13 protein-coding genes and 1 rRNA gene are annotated in these 20,425 nt (G+C 36.9%); 11 read left to right on the top strand and 3 right to left on the bottom strand.

Translation table 11 applies throughout. The features are described 5' to 3' along the window. Positions 1–892 precede the first annotated feature (892 nt). Both EHQ43_RS14300 and EHQ43_RS14305 read right to left on the bottom strand, forming a co-directional pair. On the bottom strand, positions 893–1,564 hold the full coding sequence (locus EHQ43_RS14300) for a DUF1554 domain-containing protein (RefSeq protein WP_244242826.1): 672 nt from the start codon (positions 1,562–1,564) through the stop codon (positions 893–895). Positions 1,565–2,017: 453 nt separating this feature from the next. Beyond that, positions 2,018–2,644, bottom strand: a complete 627-nt coding sequence (locus EHQ43_RS14305) for a TetR/AcrR family transcriptional regulator (protein ID WP_135771549.1) — start codon at positions 2,642–2,644, stop codon at positions 2,018–2,020. 189 nt (positions 2,645–2,833) lie between these two features. On the opposite strand from EHQ43_RS14305, the gene EHQ43_RS14310 reads away from it, so the two are divergent. The 3 genes from EHQ43_RS14310 (at position 2,834) to EHQ43_RS14320 (ending at position 6,781) form a co-directional block, all read left to right on the top strand. Next, positions 2,834–4,360: a phytoene desaturase family protein gene (locus EHQ43_RS14310; RefSeq protein WP_135771550.1), complete on the top strand. Its 1,527-nt coding sequence runs from the start codon at positions 2,834–2,836 to the stop codon at positions 4,358–4,360. 61 nt (positions 4,361–4,421) lie between these two features. Then, positions 4,422–5,606, top strand: a complete 1,185-nt coding sequence (locus EHQ43_RS14315; protein WP_135771551.1) for an FAD-binding oxidoreductase — start codon at positions 4,422–4,424, stop codon at positions 5,604–5,606. A gap of 182 nt (positions 5,607–5,788) precedes the next feature. After that, positions 5,789–6,781 (top strand): hypothetical protein, encoded by a 993-nt coding sequence (locus EHQ43_RS14320; RefSeq protein ID WP_244242827.1) that lies wholly within the window; start codon positions 5,789–5,791, stop codon positions 6,779–6,781. 113 nt (positions 6,782–6,894) lie between these two features. On the opposite strand, the gene EHQ43_RS14325 is transcribed toward EHQ43_RS14320, so the two are convergent. Further along, positions 6,895–9,189, bottom strand: a complete 2,295-nt coding sequence (locus EHQ43_RS14325) for a TonB-dependent receptor family protein (protein ID WP_167481801.1) — start codon at positions 9,187–9,189, stop codon at positions 6,895–6,897. A gap of 437 nt (positions 9,190–9,626) precedes the next feature. Between EHQ43_RS14325 and EHQ43_RS14330 the strand changes: the two genes are divergently transcribed. The 8 genes from EHQ43_RS14330 (at position 9,627) to EHQ43_RS14365 (ending at position 20,424) form a co-directional block, all read left to right on the top strand. Next, entirely contained in the window at positions 9,627–10,574 is a 948-nt protein-coding gene (locus EHQ43_RS14330) for a hypothetical protein (RefSeq protein ID WP_135741285.1), read from the top strand. A 56-nt stretch (positions 10,575–10,630) separates the two neighbouring features. Further along, positions 10,631–10,747 (top strand): 5S ribosomal RNA (gene rrf, locus EHQ43_RS14335). Between the two features lie 671 nt (positions 10,748–11,418). Continuing rightward, positions 11,419–13,386 carry a PAS domain-containing hybrid sensor histidine kinase/response regulator gene (locus EHQ43_RS14340; RefSeq protein WP_135771554.1) on the top strand — a complete coding sequence of 656 codons (1,968 nt, stop codon included), beginning with the start codon at positions 11,419–11,421 and terminating at the stop codon, positions 13,384–13,386. Between the two features lie 38 nt (positions 13,387–13,424). Continuing rightward, positions 13,425–14,672, top strand: a complete 1,248-nt coding sequence (locus tag EHQ43_RS14345) for an Nramp family divalent metal transporter (RefSeq protein ID WP_135771555.1) — start codon at positions 13,425–13,427, stop codon at positions 14,670–14,672. A 10-nt stretch (positions 14,673–14,682) separates the two neighbouring features. After that, a complete protein-coding gene (locus tag EHQ43_RS14350; protein ID WP_135771556.1) occupies positions 14,683–16,056 on the top strand; it encodes a Na+/H+ antiporter NhaC family protein in 1,374 nt (457 codons plus the stop codon). A 93-nt stretch (positions 16,057–16,149) separates the two neighbouring features. Next, on the top strand, positions 16,150–16,962 hold the full coding sequence (locus EHQ43_RS14355) for an RNA polymerase subunit sigma-70 (protein ID WP_135741289.1): 813 nt from the start codon (positions 16,150–16,152) through the stop codon (positions 16,960–16,962). Positions 16,963–17,025: 63 nt separating this feature from the next. Next, positions 17,026–17,367, top strand: coding sequence for an STAS domain-containing protein (locus EHQ43_RS14360; protein ID WP_002989181.1), 342 nt, complete (start codon positions 17,026–17,028; stop codon positions 17,365–17,367). Positions 17,368–17,388: 21 nt separating this feature from the next. Further along, positions 17,389–20,424: an LIC_11026 family protein gene (locus EHQ43_RS14365; protein ID WP_135771557.1), complete on the top strand. Its 3,036-nt coding sequence runs from the start codon at positions 17,389–17,391 to the stop codon at positions 20,422–20,424. Position 20,425: the final 1 nt, after the last annotated feature.

Genomic DNA, 20,425 nt, shown 5'->3' on the forward strand with positions numbered 1-20,425 from the left:
CTTGCTCCCTATGGGTCGCAAGTCTGTCATTTCGCGAACCACTAGTTTGTAGATACTATTGGGTTCGATCAATGGATCATTATTTGTACACAAAAAAAGCCAACCTTTTGGTTGGCCTTTTTTTTTGAGTTATAAGTGCTAACCCGGCAACGTCCTACTCTCCCATTGATCGAACCCAATAGTATCTACAAACTAGTGGTTCGCGAAATGACAGACTTGCGACCCATAGGGAGCAAGGCTCGGACACTCGCCCGCGGAGCGGATAAGCGAGTGGGGGTGGAAGTAGGACGTTGGCGGGTTAGCACTCATAAGTAAGATAGAGCGTTCACGAAAGTGAGCGCTTTTTTTGTTTTTAAAGCACAGTGTGAGCCGGCTACCGTCCGCGACTCGCAAGTAGCGGTCGCTGCCTCAATAAAAGAGCAAAGTGTCTTGCTCTTTTATTTCCGGCATTGTTGCCGGGTGGAATTGAATATTCGTTTCGAATCGAGGCCAATCGTAAGGTTGGCTTTCTTTAAAAGAATGTTTAAAGATTCTTGCTTGTAAATGGTAATACTCTCTTCTCTCCAAGAGCTGATCCACAAGAATCAAATTTTGATCATATCTATCGTAGTTGTGTTTGTTCTTCCTAAAAAACAAATCACGTAAAGATGAAAAGAATACATTTCCTTTTATGATCTTTATATTTGAATTTCATTGCTTTTAGTAACACTAATCTGAATAAAGATAGTCTCTGTGTGCCAGATTCATAAAGAGTAGCGGTCACACATCCTCTAACGTAAAAAATGGTTTTCAGAGAGAAGTCATTTCCTAAGAGGGAAGACGTATGACAACATTCAAGGAAACAGAGTCAATCTTACAAGTTGTCTATAACCGAATAAGATTCTAATAAACTTTATTGTTCAACACAATATAACTTTCTCGCGTTTGAACAGGTAGTGTTGCCAAATGCGATGATACTTGCTATCGTTTTTTCAATATGCGATCCAAATGCAACATTCGCTCCGGTTGTCGAAAAATTGGAACAATCATTTGAACTGTTTGTCCAATTTGCATTTAAACCAGTAATCGCAAAATTTGTGCCATTGATCACAGTTGAGACTTCATTCGTCAAATCTGATTCGAAGATACCATTTACGCTTGTTTTACCAATCACAGTTGTTCCATCAGCCCTTCGATATTCCTTATTAGGTTTGAGTACCCAATCAATATGTTCAGATGTGCTGCCAGTGGCACAATTGGCGGAAGTACAAGCAATCCGATTTGTTCCATCGGCAACCATTGCTTTGTAAGTACCACTACCAGAAGGTTTGTTTTCGTCGGAATTACACTGATTATCAAGTTCTGAAATACCAACATTCAAAACAGCATTTGATTTGGTGACAAACATTTTGCAATGGTCACTTCTTGAGCAGCCTGTATTTGTATTTAAAGCGACTAACATCGTTCCAATTAAAGTATCATTATTGTCTTTATCTTTTCCGCAAGCAACTCCAGTAATGATAACACTGACTAATACAAACGTTAAATTAAACTGAATAATCGATTTTCTGAGGAATCCTTTCATTTTCATACCGTAAAATGATTGGCTCACATTGATTGGGCAAGATAATTTTAGGGAAACCCCAAGGAATCTTGTGAACGTTCTCTTTCTTTTGTACAGGGAATATCGCTACAGTCAATTCATTTGGTAGCAAGAAAGCTTAAGATTGATGGCAAAACAAAATGGTTCTTATTTTATACCACAGGTTTTTTTCTTTATGTAATCAGAAAGATCCAAACCAACGAATCGTTGCGTACGACATCGAAATATCGCGGCAATTTTACTTTTAATGAAACCATACTCAATCACATTAGATTGAGTATGGTCACTGTATGTGTAAGAATGGAATACCAGAAAAGCACATATCGAACAATATAAGTTTACATGTTCACATGTTTCATAGGTTATTCTTGTTTTTTCTATTGGCTTACAAAGTATCAAAGATTAAAATAACAATCTGGCAAAAATTTCGAAAGTTCACCCTAGATCCACAGAGGAACTTACAGTCACTTTGAATAATTGAAATATATCCATACCTTCCGGTAGAACAAGGTGATTGTCAATGGCAAGAGATGAAACTCCATGCACAATGGCCCATGCCCCTAGAGCCTTGGCATGTGCCAAGTCTTTACTTCCTCGATCACTTGCAAATGCAGCATAGAGCAGGCGAAAAGGTCGCTCGGAACTCTTCGCAACTTCCTTGTTAGTTGGTTCTGGTTTTGATTTTTTTTTAAATTCAATTTGGTTTAACATCAAGCGGTAAAGATTGGGATGTGTCATGGCAAATCGAATGTATTCAAGACCATAGTGATAGGCGAGGGAACGTCCGCGAACTTTTGGATTTTCCTTTTGTGCCATAACCATATTGTTTGCCAACTCATCATAACCTGAAGCTGCTACGGCTTGAAGGAGTTCTTGTTTTCCTTTAAAATGTGCATAAGGGGCCATATGGGTGACTCCAATCGCAGAAGCTATGGAACGAAGAGAAAGTGACTCAATCCCATGTTTTTCCAAAAGAGTACGTGCAGCATGGATGAGCGCGGAGCGAAGGTCCCCGTGATGATAAGCACTTTCTTTCTCCTGAATTTTTTTCTTCTCGGCCATTACAACCTATAAGAACTACTCACAAAATCGGTAAAGCTTTTTCGAAATTGATTTCTTAAGTTATGGATTTCTTTCAGCAACTTTAGGATAGGCAAAATTTTTTAAAAAAGAAGGGGAAAAAACAATTGCAATCTTTACAGTGTAAAGATTGGGTGTCACCAAGAGGGTAAACCTTGAAGGGAGAACAAAATGTCTCACTATGACACAATCGTAATTGGTGCAGGGAACGCTGGTTTAATGGCAGCCACTCGTTTGCAACGAGAGGGATCAAAAACTTTGTTGTTAGAGAGGCATAATGTCCCTGGAGGTTGTGCAACTTCATTTGTTCGAGGGGATTTCGAGTTTGAAGTTGCCCTCCACCAACTCAGTGGTGTGGGAACAGAATTAGAACCATTCATTATGCGTCGTGTTTTTGAAGAACTAGGAGTCTTGGATAAAATCGAACTTGTAATGGAAGAAGAACTCTACCGGATCATTATGCCCGGTAAGTTGGATGTTACTTTACCTGCTGATTGGCTAGAATTACAAAATCATTTGAAAACTCTTTTCCCGAGCGAAAAAGAACAAATCAACAATTTCTTTAAACTCAGCGAAGCAGTTGTCAAAGAATATTACTTTGTATTACCTCGTGTTCGGTTGGCAAACGACGAAGAGAAAATTCGAACCAAATGCCCCAATTTTTCGGCATACGGACTTCGCTCTACAACTGAAGTATTAAATGAGTTTTTTTCCACAGAAGATTTGATCAATGTAATTACACCTTATTGGAGTTATGTGGGAATTCCTACAACAGATTTGGTTTTTGCAGAATTTATAGGAATGTTATACTTTTACTGTGTATATAAACCTTGGCACATCAAAGGTGGATCTCAAATGCTTTCCAGTGCACTGCTTTCTTCTTTTGAGGAAGCTGGTGGAGAAGTAAGATTTCATTGTGCTGCAGAGAAAATTCTCACTCAAAATGGTGCAGTGTGTGGTGTCATACTAGAGACTGGTGAAACTATTACATGCGATGCTGTTGTATCGAATGCAAGTCCACTCATTACCTATCATGAATTGTTAGATTTGGAAACTCCACCTAATTCGGTAATAAAGGATTTTAAATCGAGGAGAATGGGTGTATCAGCAGTTTGTTTGTATTTGGGATTGGATTGTTCTCCAGAAGAGTTGGGATTCACTACTGCTTCTACTTTTGTAATGACTACATCAAATTCTAGTGTCACAGAAGATCGAATGTATACATTGGATGCACCAGACTGGGGAATGGTAACATGTTATAACTTTATTGATGAGGAACTTGCTCCCAAGGGGAAAGCTGTTGTTACTCTTGTTGCCTTACAATATGGAGAAGCATGGAAAGATATACCTCCTGAAAAATATATATCCACAAAATATGAGTTTGGTAGTAAATTAATTGATCTCATTGAAAAAGCTTATCCAAACATAAGACAACATATAGAAAAAGCAGAAGTTGCGACACCGATGACCATGATGCGTTATCTAAATACTCCTGGTGGTGCTATATATGGTTTCAAACAGATGTTACAGGATGGCCATCTTATGCGTGAGTCATTAGATGCCATAGAAGGTCTTTACTCTTCCAGTAGTTGGACAAGTATGGGTGGTTTTCAACCTACGTATTTAAATGGATATTTTACTGCACGTAAAATTATAAAACAACTCCGTCGTAACTCAAAATCAAGTGTATCCGCTTAGTACAAGCTGAATCCCAAAATAAAATCATAGGCCGAATCTCTGAGTAAAAAGGAACGAGAACATGTTAGATAACGATCAAAAATTGGAAACAAATGTTTTAAACTCTGTTATAGGATACAAGGAAGCAGTATTAAAAAAAGAAGAATTAGAAAACAATGGAACCAGTTTTATTGAATCAAAAGGATTAGTAAAAGAAACGATAGGAAAACTTCACCCTAAAAGAATTCGTTTGCGTGTAGAAAAAATACGAATTGATACACCTTCGACCAAAACATTGGTGATGGTTCCAATTGATGGAAAAAATTTACCTCCTTTCCAAGCAGGTCAATATATCAATTTGTTTGTACCTCTTGCGGGAGTTTTGACGGCAAGACCATATTCAATTTCATCCTCCCCTAAAAACTTAAAATCCTATGAACTTACCATCAAAAGAAAAGAAGGTGGATTTGTAAGTCCATATCTATTAGAGGATGTTAAGGTGGGACAAGAATTTGAGTCCTCAGGGCCTATGGGTTCTTTTCATCATAATCCACTATTCCATGGTAATGATTTGGTATTCCTTGCCGGTGGATCTGGAATTGCTCCTGCAATCAGTATGTTAAAATCTTTTTTGCAATCAACGGAGTTGTTTCGTTTCCATATCATATACTCGAATAGTTTTGAGAATGATGTAATTTTTATTGATGAACTTAGAAAATTAGCTTCTGAAAATAAAAACTTTACTTTAACAGAATTTTTATCTCGCGAAGTAAGTTCTGAATATAAAGGATTTCGTGGTCGTTTAGACATTTCCACATTACGAATGTTACTTCAAAACCCTTCGACTAAGATGTACTATGTTTGTGGTCCCACTCCCTTTAATGATCATTGTGTGAATCTTCTTACTTCTCTTGGTGTAAAATCAGGACGTATTCTAATTGAAAGTAATGGTCCACCACCAAATCCTGAAGAGTTGGAAGGTTGGCCCGAATCCCTTTTACCTACTACGAATGTGACTGTCAATGTAGGAAACCAAACATCTTTCCAAACAAATGTTGGAGAACCCCTTCTCAATAGTTTAGAACGGAATGGACTTTTTACAGAGAATGCATGTAGGTCAGGTGAATGCAGTTTATGCCGCGTGAAACTAAAATCAGGAAAGGTATTTAGTCCCGAGGAAGCTAAAATTAGAAAGTCAGATAGGAAATTTGGATATATCCATTCTTGTGTCGCTTTTCCTGTCACTGATATCGAAATCCAATTATAAACTTAGAAACGTGAATTTGTTTTCGAAGTTAAGTTGAACAGGAAAACAAATTCATTTTTTTATATTATAATCTAAAAAGAGAGGTAAAAATTATTTTCATAGAATAACGCTAGTTTTATTTTGTTCCAAACTCGTATTATATGCTAATCCAAATGCCTTTTTATCGTTTATGTATCATATTCATGATTTTTTCATCCTTATTGTTTGGCCAAGAAAGTGTTCCAACAACAGATGAAATTCCAAAAATTGAAAAACCAAAGTATCGATATATTTCCATTAACCCAGGTGTGACGATTGAAAGTGTCTCGTTATCGATCCAAGGGCGAAACAGAGATGCCTTAATGGTCCAAGATGATCCTGGCAGAGTTTCTTGGTTACTCGATGTAAAATCACCCGAATACCAGTTTTCCAAATACATAGGTGTTAATTTACTCTTACACAATTCAAATTTTTATCTAAATCGCCAATCAATCCCTCGGATTTTATCCAAGTCTGCTTCTGTAGAGACTTCCACCTCTGAGTCCGATTCTTCTAGTTCGGATGGTGATTCTTTGACACCGAAGAAAACGAAAGTTACCGAGGATGTTGGTACAAATGTTGAGGGTTCTTATTCGATGTTGGTTCCTATCTTTTATTTAGGAAATCCTGATACATTTCGATTGGGATTTGGTATGGGACCTGCACAAGTACGGTTACGTGGGAATGTTGATTTTAAAGATGCTGCTTCCAATTTACTCATTGCATTTTCAGCACCAGGACGTGATAACTTTCTAAACAATTTGCGTGCATACCAATTTGTTTCAGGAAATATTAATCCTGATTCAGACCCAACATTAAGTTACTTGGTCGCTAATCTTTCCAGTGGGAATAATTTAGAGTTAGTTGGTTATTATTTGGCAAGTCAAGGATTACTAAGACCTGATGCTACTGCACTTACAGCTTATCTTAGTGGACGTTATAATGCAGTCGAATCTTTTGCAATCAGCAGTTTGATGAGAAACCAAGTGAGTGTTAATGCCGTCGCAAAGTTTGCATTTATGATGTATTTAGAATCACCTCCATTTCTCGGCTTACGTGCTCGGTTATCGTTTGGTGGTCCGATTGTCAAAGAGAATGGATACACATATGAACTTAGAACTTTTCATTTGGCAATGTATATGCCTATCGAGTTTTAACCAAGTGAGTCTCTTTAACAGATTCCCTTGAACGCATTCAATCATCTCTATTAATAAAAAAGAAATGATCCCCTCAAAACTAATTTTTTGTGGGGATCAAAGTTGATGTGAAATTAAAATACGGCGCTTAGTCCTAAGAAATAAAACATTCCATCCCCAGGCATAATTCCTGGACCAGGATAACCACTTGCGCGTCGGGTGAAATACATTTGGTTTGTCATGTTGTTCACACCACCACGAAGTGAAAAGTTTTCGTAAAAATTCCAAACAAATGTAAAGTCTCGGACTGTATAGGAAGGAATGAGTCCGATTTGCCCATTTGCTGTAGCTGGTCCAGTATTTGCTGCGTCTGCATAAGTTGCACCCGTATAACTAATCAGATACGTGAAACTAAATACATTTTTGTAATGATATGTAACACCATACCTATGGATTTGAGAAGGAGCGTTTTCTACAAGTTTCCCGACACGATAAAAGTTTTGTGCACTTGTAGGATTTGTAAGGACACGTGGATCCTCCCATCGGATATAACGTGCGTTAATATTCGCACTAGATGTAAAAAAACTGAAAGAACCATATGGTTGTGATTCAGTAAGAGCCACAATTGGATCAATTTCTAAATATGCTTCCACTCCACGGTGGAGGGAATCTCCAACATTGGTTTGGAAATTTGCCTGTCCAGGGTAAAGGCCTGGAAGTTGACCAACACGATTGTTATAACGTAGTTCAAAAACACTCATGTCAAATTGGATCCATTGTCCGAATTTCCCTCGGTAACCTGCGTCTGCATTATAACCCGATTGGTCTTTCAAATTGGGATCAACATCGTTTAAAGTTGCAGTTGGTGCAAATAACTCAGAGTAAGTGACAGGTCGGAATGCCCTTGAATAGTTAGCATATAAATTGGTTGTTTTTGTTGTTTGGTATTGTGCACCAAGACCATATAAAACTTGTCTTTGTATTCGTTCAAGTGGTTGTATCATTCCACCAAACGGTTTTGAGGCGGACGGAATCGATTCATTAACTCGGCCAGATGCAGTTGACCGAATCCATTCATACCGTACACCTGGAGTGATGGAAAAAGCCTCGGTAATTCGAAATAAATTTTCAACGAAACCAGCATAGTTTAAAGTAGAAAATTCTAAATCAGCAACTCGACAATTTCTTGTTCCATCGTAACAAACACCTGTGAAGTTGGTTTCCCTTAGATCATACTTTGTACCAGTTGTGCCATTCGGATTTCGGAATCTGTCTGTATTTCCGTTGAAGTAGCGGCCGCCGAAAGAGAGTGTATGGCTTCGTTCCAAAAGATCGTAATTAAAGACCTGCCTTGCTTCCATTCCATAATTACGGTATGTATCTCTGTCAATTTGCCTTGGTGTATAGTCCAAGGTTCTTGCTTGGATTGAATCTGCAACGTTCGCAGCAGAAACAACTCCCACCGAATTCCTTTCTCCATAAAGACCAAAGATTTTTACATTCATTCGAGCAGTTGGACTTTGTTCGTAATCGATATTCATCGCAGGAACATTCCAAGGTGCACTGAACCAATTTCTTGTTCGCCCGGATTGTCTTGGGTCGATTCGGAATTGTTCATCCGTCAGTCCACCTGCTTGTTGGCTTTCGTAAGTCGATTTTGCCATTTCAAAAGAAATCTTGAGTTTTTCAGAAACTTTATAAGCCAAATTGACAAATCCAGTTTGTACATTGTATTGAGAATTATTACGCCATCCATCTGAACTACGGCCTTGGTAAAAAACAAAATAACTCCAATCACCCACCGTTCCACTCACAGAGCTATATTGATTGAGAGTATTGAAGGATCCACCTGTGGTTTTGGTTTCCACTTTGACTTGCCGAGTAGGGTCTGCTTTTTTCACCACATAATTGACCATACCACCAAATTGTGGTCCGTATTGTAAGGCACCTGCCCCTCGCACAATTTCTACTTTTTCAAGTGCTTCAAGTGGTGGATTAAAATAGGCTTCAGGATAACCAAAGGAATCAGAAGCAATGTCGTGCCCGTTCATTCGAGTGTTGAATTCCCAATTTCGATTGGGAGATAAACCTCTCGCACCGATCCCTGGTTGGATTCCACTCCCTTCGTTTTCCCAAATGGTAATGCCGGGAACTTTTGCGTAAACTTGCCGAGTATTTCCCATCGCCAGGTTCCCATTCACTTTATCCAATCGAATGACTTCGTTTTTTTTACCAGAATAGATATTGGTTCCTTCCACATCTCCGAGAAACTCACGGTCAGTTTCCTTTTTGCCTTTGACTCGGATTGTAGGAGTTTCTTCTTTTGATTGTATTTCTACTTTTGGATCTTGGTCCGGTTTTGGATTTTCATCCTGTGCAAAAAGGTAAGTAGGGAGAAGAAAAGTTAAAATGAGGACGAAGGTTCTCATACTCTTTTTTTGCTGAGTTTTGTTCTCAATTTCATTTAGCATGAAGCCATTCTTTATTCCATCGCTTCGCTATCTACTTTTTTTTGTGAAAGGACAATGTTTGATGGAAATGGAATCTTTTAACTTTGGAATCATGAGAAACTAAATCGACTAACCGAATGATTTGATCGAATTATGATAAAGATGATTGGTTTGTTATAACTCGAGTGATCAAACGTTTGGCCAAAAATGCGAAAGATGTAGATGTTCCCAACTTAGATCTTTCCCCAATGCTCCGAAAGACGATTCTAATTTTCTAAATCTCTAACATCTCTTACGAAAATTGCTGAAATCACTAAAGCATTCTGATCCAACACTCGTAAAACTGAATTCATACCAAAATTTCCTTGAGTGGTCACCTTTTGATTAGTTATTGGATGAGAGAGGTAATTCAAATCATGAAACGAACTTTCGTTTTTTTATTGGTCATTTTGACTCTTTTGACCACTTCCATCCAAGCACAAGGTAAAGTTGAAGGGAATACTTTACGTTTAAAGGGTGGTTTGTTTTTAGGTAGCCTTCGCACAGATTTAGAAAAAAGAAATTTTTATGGAGATGTTGTTCGCACTGAGTACAACCAACCTTGGCAAAACAACCAAGGCATTAGTCTCATCAATGATTGGGGATTTGATTATTTCCAATCGGTCAATGCGGGTATCTTATCGAATGTCTTCCTTGGTTTCCATGTGAATCGTTTTGCCAAAGGGTATGAATGGAATTCATTTTATCCAGTAGGTCTTGGGATCAAAGAAGCCGACTACCGTTTACTTTATTCCGATATCAATTTTGGAGTGACGTTATCTCCCACTTCGAACTTTCGAATTTTACCAAAGTATGTTTTACGCAGTATGAGCCAAACCTTAGAAGGAACGTACTTAGGCCTTGGAAACCCAGCGTACTTTGGACAAGATACAAAAACCACAACTGGTACGTCAGGTTTACTTGGTGTTGGATTCGAATTTGACCTAAATGAACGTGCCACACTCTTTGCTGATTTTTTACTCTTCGGACCTTTTCTTTTAAACACATCAGGTTTGTACAGCTCCGAACAATTTCGTGTTTTCAATGGCGGATTTTCGTTTAATTATGCAAACGGCGGTTATACGTTCCATTCAGAGAAATTAAGTTTTGGTGCAAGTATTGTCGTAGTTCCCAAACTTCGTTTATTCTTAAGTTTTGAACGTGAATATATGAACGCCAAGGCCCAAAGTCCCGTTGCTTTTCAGTTCGAAGGAAATAATATTTCTTCAGTTGGAACGCTGATGGAATTTGTTTCAGCCACGGCCGACCACCGGATCGAAGTTTCCGGTTTAAAATTTGGAGCTACGTACGATCTAAATTTGTAACTTTTCTTTAATTAGTACTTGCAAATCCGGCCCAGCTAGAAGTAATGGTAATTACTCCTGGTGATTATGGAGAGAAGGCCATACCCGTTCCCATTCCGAACACGGAAGTCAAGCTTCTCATCGCCGATGGTACTATTGGGTTCGCTCAATGGGAGAGTAGGACGTTGCCGGGTTAGCACTCATAACGTAAGATAGAGCGTTCACGAAAGTGAGCGCTTTTTTTGTTTTTAGAGCACAGTGTGAGCCGGCTACCGTCCGCGACTCGCAAATAGCGGTCGCTGCCTCAATAAAAGAGCAAGATGTCTTGCTCTTTTATTTCCGGCATTGTTGCCGGGTGGAATTGAATACTTTCTTCGAATTAAAGCCAACCGACCGGTAGGCCTTTTTTATGAACAGATAATGATCCATTGATTGAACCCAATAGTAAACTCAATCAAGTTGATTGCGAAACGAAGGAGGCTTCCGTAGGAAGTGTAAGGCCTGTTAGGATGGTTCCATAGGATAAAATTTCTATGTATTTGGGATCTCAATGATTTAATTTTACCACTGCTATTGAATATTAACATAATATTGATTTGGTGGTTTTTTGTAAGCTTAGTTTAACTCAATTTTTACCGTCAATTGAATCATTTCACTTTCCCATGAAACTCGGTCTGCCCAATCCAAACGAATGTCGATACTTTGGGAGTATGGGAAACCACTAAAGAGGTGGTTTCGTCTTCGACTAATTGTTAGGATTCGTCCGAGACGGGCGTCGGGTATTCCCATTGTCATATAAGTAAACTGATTTATTTTTCAGGAATCGCTTGCACTTTTGAAAAATTCTCCCCGATATTAATGTACGATGGATCACAACTTACCGAAGGAAGTTTACTCTTCTCTCATCCTTCAATACTTATATGATGCGGTGATCGTCACGGATTTACAGTTCCAAATCACGAGTTGGAACTTAGCAGCAGAACGGATTTACGGTTACAAATTGGAAGAGGTGATCGGCAAATCCACAAAAGAGATTCTGAAAACCTCTGCTTCAGAAGAGGCTCGAGCCAAAAGTATTGCCGACTTAAATACGAATGGAATTTGGCAGGGAGAGGTATTCCAACACAGAAAGGATGGTTCGAAATTAAGAATTCGATCTGCTGTGAGTTATTTAAAAGGTAATGATGGAGTGACAATCGGTGTCATTGCAATCAATAGAGACATCACAGAAGAAAATCGAATCCGAGAAGAATTTGCAGAAAGCGAAGAAAGATTTCGGATGAGTTTTGAAAATGCTGGCATTGGTGTCTGCCTTCTCGATTTAGAAGGTAAATTTTTAAAAGTAAATAAAAAAATCCAATCGATGTTAGGTTACACAGAAACGGAACTGATTGGAAGGCCATCCAAAGATTTTGCATACAAAGAAGACCAAAATATATTCGATCAGTATCGTGATTCAGCTTTAAAAGGTAAAGACGTCGACGTTGTTTACGAGAAACGTTACATTTCTAAAACAAATCAAATTTTGTGGATCGAAATTTCAAATTCACTTGTGAAGGATCGTAAAGGTTCACCCTTATATTTCGTTGTTCATTTTAATGATATTACTGATCGCAAAAATGCAGAGTTCCATCTTTTAAATGCGAAAAAAGAAGCGGAACGAGCAAACCAAGCTAAGTCAGATTTCGTTGCGAATATGAGTCATGAAATTAGAACACCACTCAATGGTGTCATTGGTTTTAATGAATTGTTATTGACCACCAATTTAGATGCAGACCAAAAAGAATTTGTTAAAAATGCAATTAGTAGCGCTCACGGGTTACTAGGAATTATAAATGACATATTAGATATATCAAAAATAGAAGCTGGAAAACTTGTACTCAACGAAACTGTATCAAATTTAAAACACATAATCAAAGATTCGTTAGGTGTTTTACAATGGAAGGCAAAAGAAAAAAACATCCAATTGGAATTTGAAGAAAATCACGATTTACAGGAGTGGATTGTCGTTGATTCCACTCGGTTACGTCAAATTTTAATCAACTTAATCGGGAACGCAGTGAAATTCACGGAAAAAGGAAGTGTGGTTTTAAAAATCACATCAGAACTAACTGAAAATGAAAAAGTAAAACTCAGTTTCTCTATTAAAGATACTGGGATTGGAATTCCTGAATCTCATAATGCAAATATCTTTCAATCGTTTTGGCAAGGCGAATCGAATTCCACTCGGCGATATGGAGGTACTGGACTTGGCTTAAGGATTACAAAATCATTGCTCGATTTGATGGGTGGTAATATTGAATTTTTTTCAGAGGAAAGTAAGGGTACCGAATTTAGATTTTATATCGAATGTTTGACCTTAGAAAATGCGAATCACAGTAATGAGGAAAATGAAAACTTTCAGAAGGACATTTGGGAAAACATTAACCAATACAAATTATTGGATGTTACACCTAAAATCTTAATTGCAGAAGACAATTTGATGAATCGCGATCTTCTCAAACGGATGATATTGAAATACATTCCTAAAGCAATTTTATATGAAGCAGATAATGGATTGGAAGCAGTAAAAATGGGCCGTGAACTAAATCCCAATTTGATCTTTATGGATGTACAAATGCCTGGAATGGATGGATTGGAAGCTACAACAATCATCCGAACAGAGAAGTCAAACGGACAAATTCCTATCGTTGCTTTGACAGCGGGAGCATTGTATGAAGAAAGGAAAAAATGTTTTGATGTTGGTATGGATCATTTTTTGACCAAACCGATTGATATTTTGGCATTGAACCAAGTGTTATTCCATTATTTGAATCCTGTAAAACTCGATTAGAGTAGCAAAAACTTTCTACTTACGTCATTTTGTCCAAAATGAGCCGATTTCCTTTTTTAGCATATCTTGGTCCTGGTTTATTATACGCAGGCGCAGCTGTTGGTGTTTCCCATCTAGTCCAATCCACACGTGCAGGTGCCGTGTATGGATATGGTTTGCTTTTTGTTGTGATTTTTGCAAACTTCATTAAATATCCATTTTTTGTTGTAGGTACAAAATATACAATCGTAACCGGAAAATCATTGTTAGATGGCTATGAATCATTAGGAAGATTACCAATTTGGATTTTCTTTTGTATTTCAGTGGGAACAATGTGTATCATCGTTGCTACCGTGACTTTAGTCACCTCAGGATTATTCTCAAACTTACTGGGGTTGACAATGGAGCCTTGGTTACTTTGTGCATTCATTCTTGTATTTTGTTTTTTGTTATTAGCAATAGGAAAATTCCAAGCATTAGATGGGTTAATGAAATGGATCGTAGTTTTGCTTACAATTGCGACAATTGTTGCCATGGTCCTTTCCTTTTATGCAGGAATTCCAAAACTTTCAACGGAAGGAAAAACCTTTTCTATTTCAAACTTATCTGATGTTGCTTTTCTAATTGCACTTATGGGTTGGATGCCTATCCCCATTGAAGCGGCCGTATGGCAGTCGGATTGGACATTGGCTAAAAAAACAGCTGATGGTAAATTGCCTCCAATGAAGTATGCGATGATCGATTTTAATATTGGTTATATAGGAACTACACTACTTGCGGTATGTTTTTTAGCGCTTGGTTCCAATATGATGTACAATACTGGAATGGAGTTTTCTTCCCAAGCAGTTGGATTTGCTTCGGAACTTGTTAAACTTTATACAACTGCGATTGGTTCTTGGTCCTATCCAATTATTTTGGTCGCTGCATTTTTTACAATGTTTTCAACTACATTGACTTGTTTTGATGCATATCCTCGTGTTGTCTCGAATGCTAGTCGCCGAATTTTTAATTCGTTAGAGAGATATTCTACCGAAAAATTTTATTGGTTTTGGATTTTGTTAGTTGGACTTGGATCGGTTCTGATATTGTTATTTTTCCGCACGAATATGAAAAGTTTGGTAGACTTTGCAACTACTGTTTCATTTTTAAATGCTCCAATCCTTGCTTTCATCCATCACTTGATATTATTTGGTAAAGAAATTCCAAAGGAACAAAGACCAAAACCTTGGATGAATTTATTATCTTGGTTTGGAATTTTGTTTTTGTTTAGTTTTTCAATCTATTATATCAATATTACTTTCTTCTAAAAAAGTTTAAATGGAAAGAGAGAAAAAATACTCACTATTTTTTTCTCTCAGTCCAATACTTTATTTAATTTTATCGATATTGTTTTTTAGAAACATTTGGATCGTACCGTATCCGCACCCCTCTGCGTTATTAGTTTCGGGATTACTTTCTTATTTACAAAGATACAATCGCAAAATCTTGTTTTTACAATCGGCTCTACGCAAAAACTTTTTTTCAGTATTGCCAGCGATGGAGATTCTTTTTTTTGTAGGATTACTGATTGCTTCTTGGGCTTATTCGGGAGTTTTACTCACGATGATGCAAATTGGAATTTCTATCATAGAACCGAATTATTTTTTACCATCTATCACAATTGTAACAGCAATTGCTGCGATGGTTTCAGGTTCTTCTTGGACCACGGCAGGTACGTTAGGTGTTGCTCTCATGGGGGTTTCCAAGTATTTAGGATTTCCTGATGTGATGTCGGCTGGCGCCATTGTCAGCGGTTGTTATTTTGGAGATAAACTTTCCCCACTTTCTGACACAACGAATTTAGCATCTAGTTTAACTCATGTTCCCATTTGGACTCATATTCGGCATATGTTGAAAACTACATGTTTTAGCTTTGGGTTAGCGGTAATCTGTTTTTATATTCTGAATTTTTTTGTATGGGATCCCGACTTACAAAAAGTAATTCCTTCTACGATAGGATTGTCAGAACTTCTGAGTCAGGAAATTGTCTATTGGAAATTAATTCCAGTTTTGATTGTCTTCGGTTCTTCCTTTTTCCATTTACCAGTGAGGGTTTCCTTTCTATTGGGAATTGTTTCTGCATTTTTATTCCCAATTTTCGAAACAGGAGTTTCTTTTGGGATGTTCAAATCACTTATTTTTGGTTATCAATCAGAAACAGGTAACAATACTTGGGATCAATTTTTGAGTGGAGGTGGGATTGTATCCATTTTGCCTACTGAAATCTTAATTATTACTGCAGTTTGGTTTGGGGCTGTAGTAGAAGGTTTTGGTTATTTAAACGAATTACTTATCCAAATCAAACTATGGGCAAAAAATCAATTTGATATTCTATTGTCTACGATGGGGATTTCGTTTTTACTTAACTTGGTAACAGCTGACCAATATTTATCTCTTGTAATCCCTGCTCGTGCGTTTCGTACGCTTGCAGTGGAAAATCAAATTCCTGAAAAGGATATCTCTCGTGCGTTGGAAGATTCAGGCACCATCACATCTCCCTTGATCCCGTGGAATAGCTGCGGTGCATTTATGGCAGCATCATTGGGGGTTCCCGTACTCAGTTTTTTGCCATTCGTCTTTTTTAATTTGATCCATGTTTTATTGTCAGTTTCAGTCTTGATCATTCAAAAAATTAAATTTAAAAGTTCATAATTTAACATCTAATTTTCATTCTACGCCTTTTAACGTATGTTATTAGGAATATTTTGATTTCTTTTCATTTTTGTTAGGTTAAAAAAGTTGCCTATGTTGCCAAAGATATTAGATGAAAAAATTTTACCGATGATTAGCCAAGCAAGGATCACAAATGATCTTAAACATGTAAAAGAACAATTGCCCATTTGGATGGTGGACCGATTGTCAAAAAAAAGGAATATTACAGAAGATGAAAGTTCTGAAATGGTTGTTACCATCTTGGAAGTTTTTTCAAAAATGTGGATTTTGAGTTTAAAATACCAGCTCACACATGTTTTGGGGTTTTTTGTGACTTATGTTTTTAACCAATACCGAAATCGATTTCGTAAATCAGAGATTCCCGAATCCGGAGAGTTGTATTTACAATTATGGAATTATGAAGCGCCAGCCAATGAGGAAGATCCAATTGAAGATTCAATAAATTCATTATGTATGAATTTAGAAAAACTCCCGAGTTTTACAGCATTAGTTCTTTCCCTTCAATTTGATCTTCCCATGAAACAAAACCTCAAACAATTACTATTATGGAAACTAAAGGAAAACCAAATGGATCCGAATTTATTTTTTGAAGAGTGTGAAGGCAGACGAAGCGAACACCGACAAATGATCAACCGGTTAAGTTCGATGATCACTCGCTATACTAGAAAATTATATGAAACAACAGATCCAAATCGCAGAATTTGGTATGGGAAACAGAAAAAAATATGGATGTTACGACGATCAAGAGCCCTTGGCCGAAGTTTTTTTTCCGAAAGGGAGATCGCAAAATGGCTAGGGATCACAAGAAAGGCAGTAAGGAATCATTTGTCACAAGGAAAACATGAACTTAGGAAAGTCGGCAAAGATTTATTGCACTATGCATAAAAATTTGCTTTACATTCAGTAAATTCAACTGAATCTTATGGCAACACCACCTTCCGAAGGGTTATGAAAATCAAAGTTACTAGTAAAAACGACGTGCACATCATTAAAATTGAAGGTGCCATCAAAGCCGGAAATGAGTTCGAACTATCTGAAAAGATTGAACAGTACATCAAAAAAGGCCAAGTTCCAAAATTCATTATTGATTTGAAAAAGGTTCCTTTTATCAATTCAGCGGGTCTTGGAACCTTTTTGAACATCTATAAACATATAGATGGACTGAATGGTCGTCTTGTATTTGCGAACTTAAATTCCGATATCGAAAACCTTATGGAAATTACCAAACTTTCCAGTGTGTTTGAGATATACAAAACTCTGGAAGAGGCTGAAGACTCCTTCGAATACTAAACAATAGAGGCGATTCTTGTCATGAATCCAATCCTGAAGGCCAGTTTAGGAATCGCCAAAACCAAAACATTTCGAGGGCTTTTGGTCCTCTTCCTCATCTACAAACTTTTCTTTAACCAATTTACCGCAACGTGGTTGGTGCCGAACGTACTTTCGAAACTGACATTGATCAGAATGGAGGGAAAGTTTACCTGTTTTTCTCTTTTTTACGGAATCGAAGTACAAAACCTAAATCTTTATCCCGGAGGACCATTTTCCGAGACACCATTCTTTCGAGCAAAAGAATTACGGATTCGATATAACCTTCCATTTTTATTCCTAGGTAAAATTCGACTTTCTGATATTAGTTTGATCGATTCAAATCTTCGCATTGAAGAAAAAGCTGGAGAATGGAATGTAGCTCATCTATTTAAGGCTAAAAAAGAAACCAAAGACGAAACACAATTAGAAGAATCAAAAGAACCTCTTACAGAAATACCGACATACATTCCATTACAATTAAGTGCTTATTTAAATGTAAAAGGATTATCCATTCAATACATTCGAGAAACCGGAAATATACATTATGCATCGGTTCAAAATTTTGATTTCCAAACGAAACTCGTTACCAATCGTTTTACTTCAATTCCTTTGAATATGGAAGCCTTATCTCAGTTAGATGAAGTATTGGTTCATTTAAATGCAGAAAGACCATTGTCCCTTGAGTTAAACTCAAATCAATTGAAATGGAAAGAAACTTTGCCGATGACATTACGATTGGAATGGGATCGAACTGAATCGCCAGAACTATTTTTATTTGCAACTGACATTGGAAAAGATGATCTCAATTTAGAAGTGCGAGGGAAACCTGTTCAAACTGGGCTCAGGTTATTGTCCGATATACATTTTGATCCAAAAGCAGATATTTTAAAGCTTCAAGAATTTGATTTAAGAGTGATTGGGCAAACTTGGATTAAATTAAATGGTACAATTTCAAAACTATCGAGTGCAACTCCAGATGTGGATATTGATATTGTTTCTTCCGATATTGATTTGAACTCATTTCAAACATCCATTACTCAATTACAAGGAATTCTTCCTGAAATGAAAGTTTCAGGAACACTTTCTTTAAAAGGAACGGGGATTCATGGCAATTGGAATCAATCCAATGCTAACTTAAAATTAAATGCAGATAAAGTATTTTTCCAACTTGGAAAATCCAAACCACACCGAGTAAATTCAACAAATTTAGATTTGTCTGCTCAATTTGATTTTGGATCTAAAAATGAACCAACCGCCAAGATACCGTTTCCAAATCTAAAAAAAGTAAAAATTTTACCATCTCAAATAAATTATAACCAAGCGGCAGTTTCTTTATCCGGTGACTATTCTCAATCCGCTGGTCTTAATTTTTTAATCACACTTGATAAACTGCAGTTAGGTGAGCATGTAAAAGGAGTTGCCGGGAAATTAAAGATGGATTTGCAAACTAATGGAGAATCGTTTGCAACCATCAATGTTTTATCAAATCTGAATATTGATGGTTTTAGATACCAGATTGATAGGTCACGTTCACCTGCCTCACATTTGCATTTGGATTTAAATACTAGTTTGCGATTTGACAGACCATTTGGCTTAAAAGAGATTCAAATCGCCAATTTGAACTTAGAACAAAAAACTTTAACAGGGAACAAGGCAGTTGAGCTATCGTTAAAAGGAAATGTCCAACCTAACCAAACTTTGGTAGCCCAAGTTTCACCACTCAATTTAAAATTAACTACTCCGAATTTATTAATAGTTTTGCCACTGGTATTAAAGGAAAAAATTTCTCCTATTCAGAATTTGCTAGGTACGCAGCCAAAAATAAAACTAAATGCGCGTTATGTGCAAGATGTCAGTTCTAAACAGATTGTAGCAAATTTAAATGCAGATTTACCTGGTTTGGAAATGCATGATTTAAACCTAACAACGGACTTAATCATATCTGGATCAAATACCAGCCAGATTCTGATTAAAGATTTTAAATTAAATGCATTTGGTGGAGTTTTAAAGTCATCATTAAGTGGAAAGTTAAACAAATTAGATAAACAAAAACCTCCGTTAGGACCATACTTTGGAAACTTAGATCTAAGTTTATCAGTTGCCTCAAATGAAAAACGATATTTAGCAAAAGGAGTTTCTGTTCACGGTGATCTTGGTTTAAATCTAAAAATCAATGATTACGATATTAACGGCGAATTCCATTCAAAAATGCCTGCATTATCGTATAACAATCAAAAGTGTCCAGGTGAAAGTTGTAAGGCTTATCTAATTGAAGAAATCAATGCCAAAATTCCTATCCAACACAATCTTGCCTACCAACCTGATGAAAGTTTGATAATAGGTGATAAGTCGATTTTCATTAAAAATTATGGTAGAATGAACTCTCCAAATGTAACCATTGGAAAAGTGATTGGATCTCATCCAAATATTCCAAATTTACCATTTGAATATGTAAAAAAACAAAAAGATATTCCTGGTTTTAGTGCATTCATTGAATACAAAGAAAATTTCGCAAATATCGAATCACTAAAATCCTATTCTATGGATGGGATTATAATGGGGAAAAATTTAGTTTTTAATTTGGGAAATTTGGATCCTAAAACAATGGAGTTTCGAGGAAATTTATTGATAAGAGACATTGATTTAAAACAATTGATGGCTCCAAAAGTCCGAGACAAAATTGATGATGGTAAATTAAAGGCAGATCTCAATATCAAAGTTAGAGACTTAAGTGAACCTATTGCAAATTTAGATTTATTTTTCTCCATTTTTCAGATTGGTAGAGACTTTGGTAAAAGTGCTCTCAATGTCATTTCGGCACAAAACTTTTTAATCGATCGAATCACAGATAGTTATCCAATTAATAAAATCGACATATCTTTGTCTCGCGGACTAGTTTATGCTGATGTCTATTTTGATCGTTCTCTTTTGTCATTGATCATGAATTTAGAAGATGGTAAAATTTCCCAACAAAGGATGCCTCTTGCCAACTTTCTAAAACGGGCGCAAAACGAAATACAAACATACCAAGAGTGAG

Source organism: Leptospira bouyouniensis (assembly GCF_004769525.1).
Taxonomy (GTDB): domain Bacteria; phylum Spirochaetota; class Leptospiria; order Leptospirales; family Leptospiraceae; genus Leptospira_A; species Leptospira_A bouyouniensis.